5 protein-coding genes are annotated in these 11,508 nt (G+C 67.1%); 1 reads left to right on the top strand and 4 read right to left on the bottom strand.

The annotated features are described in order from the left end of the window. The first annotated feature begins 546 nt into the window (after positions 1 to 546). Complete coding sequence (gene rpoD / locus F3J19_RS31625; RefSeq protein WP_167050336.1) at positions 547 to 2,553, top strand: RNA polymerase sigma factor RpoD; 2,007 nt, start codon at positions 547 to 549, stop codon at positions 2,551 to 2,553. 505 nt (positions 2,554 to 3,058) lie between these two features. On the opposite strand, the gene F3J19_RS31620 is transcribed toward rpoD, so the two are convergent. The 4 genes from F3J19_RS31620 to F3J19_RS31605 form a co-directional block, all read right to left on the bottom strand. After that, positions 3,059 to 3,853, bottom strand: coding sequence for a DUF2135 domain-containing protein (locus F3J19_RS31620; RefSeq protein ID WP_167050334.1), 795 nt, complete (start codon positions 3,851 to 3,853; stop codon positions 3,059 to 3,061). Between the two features lie 80 nt (positions 3,854 to 3,933). Continuing rightward, complete coding sequence (locus F3J19_RS31615; RefSeq protein WP_167050332.1) at positions 3,934 to 5,916, bottom strand: DUF2300 domain-containing protein; 1,983 nt, start codon at positions 5,914 to 5,916, stop codon at positions 3,934 to 3,936. Between the two features lie 11 nt (positions 5,917 to 5,927). Next, positions 5,928 to 10,811 carry an alpha-2-macroglobulin gene (locus tag F3J19_RS31610; protein WP_167050330.1) on the bottom strand — a complete coding sequence of 1,628 codons (4,884 nt, stop codon included), beginning with the start codon at positions 10,809 to 10,811 and terminating at the stop codon, positions 5,928 to 5,930. Then, complete coding sequence (locus tag F3J19_RS31605; RefSeq protein ID WP_240159387.1) at positions 10,808 to 11,461, bottom strand: DUF1175 family protein; 654 nt, start codon at positions 11,459 to 11,461, stop codon at positions 10,808 to 10,810. The genes F3J19_RS31610 and F3J19_RS31605 overlap by 4 nt, the downstream gene beginning before the upstream one ends. Positions 11,462 to 11,508: the final 47 nt, after the last annotated feature.

The following is an 11,508-nucleotide window of genomic DNA, read 5'->3' as shown; positions in this document are numbered from 1 at the left end:
CAGTCCACAAACTCACAGCACCCAAACCACCCGGCACCGCTTCGTTCGCGTCGCTGCGTCTGCAGCAGAGAAACGAGATTATGCTGACCGCCCCGCATCACGTCAAGACCCCTGTGCGAATTTTCTTCGAACCGATGCAAAAAGATGCGCCTCATGCATAGTGTGTGAGGGCATGGCAACCGATCCCCTTGCGTGAGGGCGAAACATCTCCACATATATCGAGCGGCAGCGATGCCCGCCGATGCGCGTATCAACCCATCGTCCGCCGGAAACACCCACGCATGTGATGCGTCAACGTCTGCGAAGCAACACAAATATGACTAATTGATGTGCAAGCGTGAGCGCGAACACGCAAGCTCGTATATAATGCGAGCCGCGCAAATTTCGCATTCATTCTATCGGCCCGCTTCGAGCGGGCTCATCTTTTTGCTCCCCAGAGCACAGCCAAACAACCGCGTTGAGTCACATCAGGTGATGCTGAGCCCTGCTCGAAACGCCTGACGGTAGCGTCTTGCGTCTCATAGCGAAGCCTCTAGAGGAAAATACGTGAACCCTTTTGATCGCGAAGATTCGCAAAACGAAACCGCCTTCATCGCCAAAGCTTCCTCGGGCCGCACGGCCAAGGGCAAGGGCGCAGGCAAAGCGATCCCCGTGGCGGCCGAACTGCAGCCGCAACAAGCCGAAGAACGTCAGCGCCTGATGCGCGCGCTGATCCAGCTGGGCAAGGAGCAAGGCTACCTGACCCACGCGCAGATCAACGACCACCTGCCCGACAACTTCACGCAAACGGCGGCGATCGACAGCATCGTCAGCGCGTTCAGCGACATGGGCGTGCAGGTCTACGAGCAGGCCCCCGACGCGGAAACCCTGCTGCTGAACTCGAACACGCCGACCGTCGTCTCGGACGACCAGGCAGACGAGGAAACCGAAGTCGCCCTCTCGACCGTCGACTCCGAATTCGGCCGCACGACCGACCCCGTGCGCATGTACATGCGCGAAATGGGCGCGACCGAACTGCTGACTCGCGCGGGCGAAATCGCAATCGCGAAGCGCATCGAAGACGGTCTGCATCAGATGGTGCAGGCGATCGCAGCGTGCCCGCTCGCGATCTCCGCGATTCTCGCGAGCGCCCAGCAGGTGGCCGACGGCGAGTTGCGCATCGACGAACTGGTCGACGGTCTCAATGAAGACGACGTGGCCGCGGAAGAAGACTCGAACTCGAACTCAAGCGCCGACGCCGATGCCGACGAAGACACCGACTCCGACGATAGCGACGAAGACGAGGACGGCGACGACGTCGGCCAGGCCGACTCAGCGGCGGCGGACGAAGCGCGTCTGAAGCAGCTCACGAGCGACTGCCTCGAAATCTTCGCGCAGGTCGGCATCCTGTACGACCAGATGAGCGAGGCGCACACGCGCGGCGACGTCGGCTCGAAAGCCTATCTGCGCGCCCGCGAAGACATCCAGCTGCACCTCGCGCGCATCCGCTTCACCGCCCGCACGATCGACCGCCTGTGCGGCGACGTGCAGCATCAGGTCGCGCAAGTGCGCTCGATCGAGCGCAACATCCTGCAAATCGTCGTCTCGAAGGCCGGCATGCCGCGCGAGAAGTTCATCGAATCGTTCGGCGGCAGCGAAACCGACCTCGGCTGGACCGAGCGCGCGGCGCGCCCGGCCTCGACGGCCTACAGCGCGGCGCTCGAGCGCCATCTGCCGGCGATCCAGTCCGAACAGCAGAAGCTCATCGAAATCGAAGCGACGGTTTCCCTGCCGCTCAAGGAGCTGAAAGAGATCAACCGCCAGATGGTCGCGGCCGAGTCGAAGATGCGCAAGGCCAAGAGCGAGATGATCGAGGCGAACCTGCGTCTCGTGATCTCGATCGCGAAGAAGTACGTGAACCGCGGCATGCTGTTCCTCGACCTGATCCAGGAAGGCAATATCGGCCTGATGAAGGCCGTGGACAAGTTCGAATACCGTCGCGGCTGGAAGTTTTCGACGTACGCGACGTGGTGGGTTCGCCAGGCTGTCACGCGTTCGCTCGCCGACCAGGCGCGCACGATCCGCGTGCCGGTGCACATGATCGAAACGATCAACAAGCTGAACCGCATCTCGCGCGAAATTCTGCAGCAGACCGGCCAGGAAGCACATCCGGCCGTGCTCGCCGAGCGCATGGAACTCTCGGAAGAGAAGGTGCGCGGCATTCTGAAGATCGCGAAGCAGCCGGTCTCGCTGGAAACGCCGGTCGGCGACGACGGCGACGCGACGCTCGGCGACATGATCGAAGACGCGGGCGTTTCCTCGCCGGCCGATGCGGCGATGCAGGCCGACCTGCGCGCCGCCATCGACGACGCGCTCGACTCGCTGTCGCCGCGCGAAGCGAAGGTGCTGCGCATGCGCTACGGCATCAATACGAAGTCGGACCACACGCTCGAGGAAGTGGGCAAGCAGTTCGACGTCACGCGCGAGCGGATCCGTCAGATCGAAAGCAAGGCAATGCGCAAGCTCATGCATCCGAGCCGCGCTGACCGTCTGAAGTCGTTCCTCGACCGTTAAGCCTCGGCCGCCCTCACCTTCAGGCCGCGTTCAGGCCTTCATGCTTGCCGTGCTCCCCGCACGGCAAGCCGCAACACCCCCGCCTCATACACAAGCAGCAGAACCAACCGGCCAACGGTGACTTCTGCTGCCTGCTCCCTTCAGCCGCGTAGCACGCATGTGGAAACACAGGGCGATCTTCGCGCGCGTGATGGCTATTCGCGCTCCATTCTTCGCGACAGCAATAGAACACGCAGCGCACGCATAACTTCTTCCGCCCCCCATGCCCGCACGCGTGCCTTTGCTTCGCCGCGTCGCACGACATGGCGCTTCACGCCGGTCCAAACAGGCGTTCGATTGTTGTCCACAGAAACTGGGAACAAGCTTGTGGACAACCTGCGCATGACCGCGCTAACTCATTGAGCCCACTCGATTTCACGCGCGCGCTCACGACAGGTCGCGAACCTCGCCTACCATCGTCCGCATACACGCCCGCGCTGATCGCCGACACCCCGCCTTCCCGGCCTCACGGCATCACAAACGTCTTCACGAGCGTCAGCTCGCCCGGCTTGCGCATCGGCACGCGGATCGTTTCGCTCTTCTCGTCCGGCGTGTTCTCGTTCGTGATAATCGTGACCTGCGCGACCGTTATGTCGCTGCCGCTATTGCCGTTGCCGTAGTAGTTGACGAACACGAGGTAGGTGCCCTTGAGCGGCGCCGCCGACGAATAGATCTCCGGCCCGTAGCCGGTCGTCACGTCGACGTCGAGCGAGCCGCCGTTGGGCGTCACGCGATCGCCGTACCACGCGTGCGCGCCGTCGGGCGAGACGACGTGCAGATCGAGGTCGGTGCCGTCGGTGTCCCATGCGAGCACCACGCGCAGCTTCGGCTGCGTCTTGCCGCTGTAGGCGTCGTAGAACTGCAAGCGCTTGCGGCTGCCGTCCGGGGCGCGCAATTCGACGCTGTTGCTGCCGGACGGAAACGCATACGGCCGCGAGAAGCGGCCGTCTTCCTCGACGCGCTGTGGCAGCGGCGTGCCGTTCACGACGAGCGTACCCACCGAGGTGCCCTTCTTCTTCGGCGTGTTGCGGATCTGCCCTTCGATCAGTGCGAATTTCGACTGCCCTTCCGGCGTCGACACCGACACCGCCGGGTAGTGCACGTCCTGCGTATAGCGCTCGTTGTCGCCGCTCGTGTTGCGCCAGCCGTTCAGCGGCGCGCTGAAGTCGATATCGCCCGCCCAGGCGGCCGGCGCCGTCTGCACGCAGACGACCAGCCACCAGCCCGCCGCCTTGAGCCAACCTGTCGCGCTGGATTTCATCGTTACCGCTCCTGTCTCACGCTCTACACGGGAAAAAATCCGCCTCATCACATCGCTCGTCGAATCGTTCATGGGCTCGCTCATTGAATCTGCCCGTCGGTGCGGATCAGCAGACGCGCGGTGCGCTCGACGAACGCTTCGTCGAGCCCGCGCGGATGATGCTGGAACGCGAGGTGCAGGTATTCGTGCGTCAACGCGATGCGGTCCTCTTCGGTCACGAGGCGGTACACGTAGACGCGATTGCGCTGCGCGTCGGCATAGGGCCGCCCTTCGCGCACCGCGCACACGGCCGGCAGATCGGGCGTCTCGTAGCCGTCCGCGCCTTCCAGGCGGCGTGCCCACAGCGGCGCGTTGCGTTGCAGCCAGGCTTGCGCGCCAGCCACCGCGATGCAGTCGCCCGCGAGCGGACTCTCGAACGAAGTCAGCGTCGCCTGCGGCCAGGTGCGCGCGAGAATCGCGTCGAACGCGCGGCCGCCTTGCGCGGATGCCTTCGCGTCGAGCCAGCTCATCTGCCCCGGCGCGGCCTTGTCGTGGTGATACTGGACCGGCACGCCGGTCAGCACCAGCGCATCGGTCAGATCGGCGGCCCGGCGCGCGGCGGGCTCGGGAGTGCGCGGCAGGACGCGCTGCGTGCTGCTGCTGTCGTCGATACGGAAGCAGCCGTGGTCGTGGCGGCCGTGCTGCACGACGTAGGTGCGCGCCGCGACCGCGAGCGCCTTGGCGGCTTCCGGCTGGCTCGTGTCGCCCTCGCGCTCGACCACGCGCGCCACGTAGTCGTTCATGCCGAACCGGCCGACGATCTGCGGCGCGCCGCTCCCGTTCCGGTCGAGCCGCAGTTCGCCACGGCTCGTCGCGCGCGCCCAGTTGCCGTTGACGAAGCCGACCCGAAACTCGCCGCGCAACGGGCCGTCGGGTACGGCCGTCGAGCTTCGCTTGCCGCCGGGTGCATCGTCGGGCGCGTCGTCGTGCACTGCGCCGAGCACTTCGCGAACCGGATAGCGGCTGAAGAAATCGACGAGCACGCAGGCGCCGTCGTCGGGCACCGTGATCGACGTCAGCAACGGCGCGATGCGCGGCGCCGCGGCCGCAAGCACGCGCGCGCTGCCGCCGGGTCCGCCGAGCCATACCGGCGTGCCGTCGGCGAGCCAGCCCGCCGCGCCGCCGATCGACGCGCCCGGCCGCGCCGGGTCCGGCATCGTCCACGTCTTCGCGCGCAACAGGCTGCCGTATAGCGACACCGTGCCCTCGCCGCGTCCGCTCGTCAGCACCGACACGAGCGTGCTCGATGCCGCTTCGCGCGGCCGCGCGGGCATCGCCTGCAACGCGGCCAGCAGATCGGCGACAGGCACGCGCCGCGCGGGCGTCAGCGCGTGCAGGTCGAGCAGCCATGCGGGCGCATGCGCGGCGCTCCAGTAGCGGCGCCAGTCGGCGGGATCGAGTTGCAGGCGCGCCGGTTCGAAGTAGAGTCCGCACGATTGCACGAACGCGTGCTCGCGGTCGACGTGGCCGCCCGTCATGCAGCAATACACTTCGTCGCGGTCGCCGCCGTTGCAGACGTAGTCCGGCGTCGCGATGTGGCGATCCACCAGATAGCCGTAGACGAACAGCTTCCAGACACTGCCGAGCGGCGTTTCCAGCGTCGCGGGCAACGCTTGCGCGGCTTGCGGCGAAAGCGCGGGCGCCGTGCCGCTCGCATCCGTTTGCCAGAGCTGGGGCTGGTTGTCGCGCAGCCAGGCGAAGCGCAGCGGGGTAGCCGCGGTCGAAGCGGAAGATGATGATGATGATGAGCCGTGGCTGGCCGGGCGATCATGCGCGGCCAGCGTGAGCGATGACGACGGCAAGGCAGCGGCCGAAGCCGAAACGGGCGCCACGGCCAAGGCCAGCGTCGCCAAGGCCGAGCGCAACGCCAACGCCGCCGACGGCAACCCCGTCGCCGCGGCCAAAGCCGCCCCGGCATTCCGTCCGCGATACACGCCACCCGCACGCGCCTCGCACACAGCCGCGCCGCCGCCTCGCAGCCGCGCCGCCCACCACGCCCCGATCCGCCAACGCGCCCCACGCATGGCCGCCTCGCCTACTGAATCCGCAGCGACGTCATGCGATCGCTCTTGCCGCCCTCGAACGCCTTCGCGTCGGGCTGGTACATGCGGAAGTAGCGCGCCGGCGGCAGCGTGAACGTGCCGGGCAACGAGAAGCGCACCAGTTGCCGCAGCGTGACCGGCTTATCGAGCAGCGGCACCGGCTGGTGATACGCCAGCTCGCCCATCTCGTACGACGCCGCGCGCTGGAACGGCTGCGGACCGCTGCCGTCCTTCGCGCCGGGCAGGCCGTCGATCGACACGCCCCAACTGGTCGCCTCGACGTCGCCGCCCGGCGGCAGCGGCACGTCGAGCAGACCGTAGTGGTAGGCGTTGCCCGAGCGCGGCGTCAGCGTGACTTCGTCGACGTAGAGCGCGTTGCTGTCGAGCGGATCGCCGGACTTCACCAGATGCGCGCTGAACGTCGCGCGCCCGAGCTGGCTTTCGCCGGCCCCGGCCTTCTTCGGATCGGCCGCGACTTCGAGCGGTTCGAGCTTGTACAGACGGCGCGCGATCGTGACGTTGAGCCGGCTGTCCTCGCTCGTATGACTGCGATACGAGACCAGCGCGCTGACGTCGCCGCGCGGTGCGCCCGCATCGAGCGTCGTCGGCAAGGCGGCGCCGTTCCAGCGATAGAGCGGCGCGCCGGTCGGCGTCGTCGTGCGCGTCCAGCCCGCGCCTTGCAGCGTCGGCAGCGGCTGCGGCGACGCCGCGGCAGCACCGCCGAGCGCCTTGCGCAGCCACAGCAGCGTCAAGGCGCGATCGATCGTCGGATAGTCGGCGCTGCTTTTCGCGAGCAGCGCGGCGGGATCGAGCGGCGCGCCGCCGGCATCGGCAGCGCCGGCCCCCGCGCCGGTCACGACGAGCAGGCTTTGCACCAACGGCGCGGGATCGTTCGCCAGCGCGCCACGCGCCGCGCTCACGGCTGCATCGAAGCCCGCCGGCAATGGCGCATTCGCGCCACGCGCCATGCTCGCAACGAGCAGCGTCGCCATCTGCTTGCCGCGCGGCGAATCGGCCTGCGCGAACACGATGCTGTCCGCCGTACCGGCTGCATTGCCGCGCGCGGCTGTGCCTGTGCCTGTGCCTGTGCCTGTGCCGCCGGCCGCCTTGCCGTTCGCTGCGGCCAGCGCCGCCGCGTCGCCCTGCAAATCCTCGGCGATGCCCGCGACCGGCGTCGCGACCGGCAGCCCCATCTGCTGCAGGAACCACAGCGCAAGCGCGCGATGCAGCAGCGGCTCCTTCGCGCCGGCGTCGCGATAGACGTCCATCGCGTGCTGCCAGTTGTCGGCGGGCAAACTGATGCCGAGGCTGCGGCTCGCGAGCCAGTCGGCGTAATACGCGTAAGCGGTCATCAATGCGCTGCCACCCGTCGTATCGCCCCACCAGCCGAACGTGCCGCCGACGCCCGCGAGCATCGCGAGCCGCTGGCGCTGATTGCGCAGCAGCGCTTCGAGCCCCTGCGCCGGGCTCGCGGCATTGGCCTCGCCGCCCGTGTCGCGCAGCGTATCGTGCACGAGCGCAAGCGGAATCAGCCGGCTCGAGGTCTGCTCGGCGCAACCGTACGGATAGGCGATCAGATCGTCGGCGACGCGCATGAACTGGCTCGCCGCATTGCCGACGAAACGCACACTGACGTCCTGCGCATCGGCCGGCAGCGCGAGCGGCTTGCCCGTGCCGTCGAGCGCGACCGTGTCCTGATGCAGATCGAGCCAGCCATCCGCGTCGAGGCGGATCGTCGTCTGCAAGCGGTCGACGTCCTTGCCGCCCGCGCGCAGCGTCGCATCGATCACGCCGGCTTTCAACGCGCCGCTCGGCAGACGCAGATAATTCGCGCCGCGCTTTAACGTCACCTTCTGGTTCAGCGCGAGACCGCCGCCGTTCACGACCCACTGCGCGTCGGTATCCGCATCGGTCTGGTTGAACGCGATCATGTCGATGGCCGGTTGATCGTCGGCGCGGAAATGCGCGGGCCCGCTCCACTTCAGATACAGCGCCTTGTCCGAGCGCACGTACGCGGTGCGCTGCCCGACCATGCCGTCCGGCGCGGCCGCGCGCACGGTAATGCGCCAGCGCGCGAGCGAGTCCGGCATCCGGAAGCTCATGGTCGCGTGACCGTTCGCATCGGTTTTCAGATTCGCCTGCCACGCGGCCGTGTCCTGCTCGTCGCGCCGCGGCCGCTCCAGCACCTTGACGCCGCGCTCGTTGTAGTTCGCGCGCTGCGGGCCGCCCGGCGCGCCCTTCAACGGCGCGCGCGCGAGGTCGTAGGTGATGAACGACAAGCTCGACGAGGTGCGCACGTTATTGCGGCGCGGGTGATAGAAAAAGTCGACGATGTTCGGCGCGATCTCCGGCTGCAGCACATAGACCATTTCGTCGACCACGCTGACGGTCAGATTGGCCGCTTCGGGCTTGCCGGCGAGCGTGCTGTCGAAGTCGAGCGTGACGGTATCGCCGGGACCGTAGACGGGCTTGTCGCTCTTCACGTTCAGCTCGATGCTCGGCTGCGCGACGACGATGCCCGCGTTCTCGAACACGTATTCGCCGCCATGCACGTACAGCACCGAGAACGTCATGTTCGGCGCGAACTCGGCGCCGACCTTGATACGCGCCTTCCACTGCGACGGCGCGATGCGTTGCAGTTGCAACCAGTCGCCGCCCGTGCTCAGCAATGCGCGGTGCTCGACGTTGTCGCGTTCGAGCGTGAGCAGCGCGTCGTCGACCGGCATGGGGAACGTAATCAGCGCTTCGGCGGTATCGCCGATCCTGTAGCGCGCGCGATCGAACACGATCTCGACGCTGCCCGGAATCGCCTTGAGCCCGTCGCCCGCGACCCAATGACTGGCCGCCGCGAGCAGATTGCCCTGATCGTCCTTGACCGACACCATGTACGAGCCCGGCTCGTCGAACTGCACCAGGAACGACTGCTTGCCGCCCGCGCCCGCCGTTTTCAGCGCGCCTTCGCCGTGCGTCTGCGATTCGAGGCGCGTCCATTGCCATTTCGCCGGCGCATGCGCGGCCGGATCGAGCACGCCGAGCGGCTGCAGATCGAAGCTGACCGCTTCCTTCGGCTGCGAGAACGACTTCGCGCTGCTCAGGCGATACGGCGTCGCGCCGCGTGCGATCAGCACCTCGCGCGTCACGCGCACCTTGTACGCGGCGCCGTCCTGCGCGAACAGCGTCAGCGCGTAGCGACTCGGCTCCTGCGCGGCCGGCAGCGTCAGGTCCGCGTTGCCGTTGCTGTCGGTCTTCAGTTCCTGCTGTTCGAGCTTGACCGGAAAGAGCCCCGCGTAACGCAATTCGCCGTCGACGATCGTCACTTTCTGCGCGCGCAGCGTGACCGAAATCTTGCTGTCGCGCACCGGCTTGCCGTCCGGATAGCGCAACTGGATCTTGCCCTTCAGCGGCTCGCCGGTCGCGTAGTCGGCCTTCTCCATCGCGAGGTTCACGTCGAAGTGCGGCTTCACGTATTCGGCGACGCGAAACGCGCTGCCATAGACGTCGCCACGATAATCGAAGCGCAGCGTGTAGCCGCCGGCGGTGGCGTCGGCGGGCAAGGTGAACGAGGTATCCGCGCCGGTATCGGACGCGAAATGCACGCTGCGCGTCGCGACCGGCGCACCGTTCGGGTCGAGCACGTCGAGCTTGAGGTCGGCGGCTTCGGGCGCGGACGACTGCGTCGCGTTCTGGAACGTGCGGCCGATGAACTTCACCTGCACCGTATCGCCGGGCCGGTACATCGGCCGGTCCGTCACGGCGTAGATCTTCGTGTTGTAGATCTCGCTGTCGTAATAGAAATTTTCGGAGACGAACACGCCGCCCTGCGGATCGACGCCGAGCACATAGCTGCGCTCGGGGCTCACGTGCTGCAACGGCAGCGCGCCGTCGCCGCCGGTGGTGCCGCTTTGCAGCACCCCCACGCCGTCGGTCCAGCTCACCTCGGTATTCGCGACCGGCTTGCCGTTGTCGCGCCGCGCGGTCCACACGAGCATGCCGCCCGCGGTCGCCTTCACGACCGCGACCGTGTCCGACACGAACAGCAGCGTATGCGCGCGATAGTTGCCGATCACGGCTTCGACGATATAGAGCCCCGGCGGCAGCTTGCCGACCGGAATCATCACGTTGCCGGCGCTCTCGTCGATGAAGTTGCTGCTACTGCCTTCGAGATTCACGCCCTTCGGCGGCGCAATCGCCTTCGCGTCCCAGATCGGATAGCGAAAGCGCGCGACCACGTCGTAGCCCTTCAACGGCGCGAACGACGAGCGCGGCTCGAACTGCGTCTGCTTGCCGGTCTGCTCGCCGAGCTTGAATTGCGGCTCGGCCGCGGTCACCTTGCTGCGCGTCGCGAACGACAGCACGCGCTGCCACGCGCGGCGCGCTTCGGTGAACCACCGGTCCCACAGATACGCGAGCGTGTTCGCGAGCCCTTCGCCCTGGTAATTCGGCGCAACGTTCAGGCGATGCAGATTCTTCTGCGCCTTCAGAAACTCGAGCGGCTGCGGCACACGATACACGACGATGTCCGCGCCGCCATACGGCTGCAACGCGTCCTTGAAATCGCGGCCCGGCGCTTCGAGCCGCACCTGCGCGAGCTGATCGCTGCCGAAGCTCGCGTCGGACAGCAGAAAGAACGGCTGACCGTCGACCTTCTGCGCGCTGTAGTTGCTCGGCGGCGCCGCTTGCAGCGTGGGGTTCGCGGCGATGTTGGCGTCGGCCGTGTCATCGGCTGCGGCGGCGTCGTCGGCGCGAGCCGGGGCCGTGAATGCGAACGCAAGTGTCAGCGCGACGAACAGCGCGGTGAACAGGCAGGCCACGCGACGCCACACGCCGCCCCAGGCGCCGCTCGAAAAACGGCCGCACGCGATTTTTCTTCGGATCATGGTGTCAGAAAGTCCAAACGAAACACGCCAACGAAATTCGGATTGCCGTCGAGCGGCTGCCAGCGGGAATCTTTCCATTGCACGAGGTCGGAAACGGCGACCGCGCGCAGACCGGTATCGGTCGGCGTGACGGTGCCGGTGTGATAGGCGATGTAGCGATCGAGCCAGATCATCAGATGCTGGTCGTCGCCCTGGTCGAAGAACAGCAGGTCGCACGGCAAAGCCTGGTTGATGTCTTTCGCGACGAAGCGGCTGTTGCGCTGGATCAGCGCGATCGCCGACGCATACGCGCCCGTCGAGCCGTCGACGCGCGTCCAGCGGTTCGCGAGCGTGCGTTGCGAGGCCGTTAGCTGCAACTCGGGCGGCATGCTGCTCGCGTCCGCGAGACCGGTCATGCCGTTCGCGCGCAGCCATTTGCTGTCGTGCGGCTTCAGCGTCTCGCCGACCGCGAAGCGCACGAGGCCCGCGCAATCGCGCTGCGTCCAGCGCGGGGTCGGACCGTGCCGCAGTTGCTGATCGACAATGCGCGAGAACCAGGCGCGAAACGCGGCCGATTGCTGAGGCGAGAATGCGTCGGGGTCGGGCTGCGCGGCCGTGCTCGTGAGCGCGTGGGCCAACGGCGCCGCGCTCGCGAGTGCAGCGAGTGCCATGAGCGATGCGGCGCGCGCGAACCAGAGACGACGCGCGGGGTCGGGCT

The sequence above is a fragment of the Burkholderia sp. Ax-1724 genome, from assembly GCF_011752995.1.
In the GTDB taxonomy this organism is placed as follows: domain Bacteria; phylum Pseudomonadota; class Gammaproteobacteria; order Burkholderiales; family Burkholderiaceae; genus Paraburkholderia.
Note: the sequence above shows the minus strand (reverse complement) of the source record. Positions and strands in the feature narration are given on the sequence as shown.

Bases quoted from the DNA above. Each gene is read 5' to 3' on its own strand.
- F3J19_RS31610 (WP_167050330.1), bottom strand. From the start codon at position 10,811: ATGATCCGAAGAAAAATCGCGTGCGGCCGTTTTTCGAGCGGCGCCTGG.
- F3J19_RS31615 (WP_167050332.1), bottom strand. From the start codon at position 5,916: ATGCGTGGGGCGCGTTGGCGGATCGGGGCGTGGTGGGCGGCGCGGCTG.
- F3J19_RS31605 (WP_240159387.1), bottom strand. From the start codon at position 11,461: ATGGCACTCGCTGCACTCGCGAGCGCGGCGCCGTTGGCCCACGCGCTC.
- F3J19_RS31620 (WP_167050334.1), bottom strand. From the start codon at position 3,853: ATGAAATCCAGCGCGACAGGTTGGCTCAAGGCGGCGGGCTGGTGGCTG.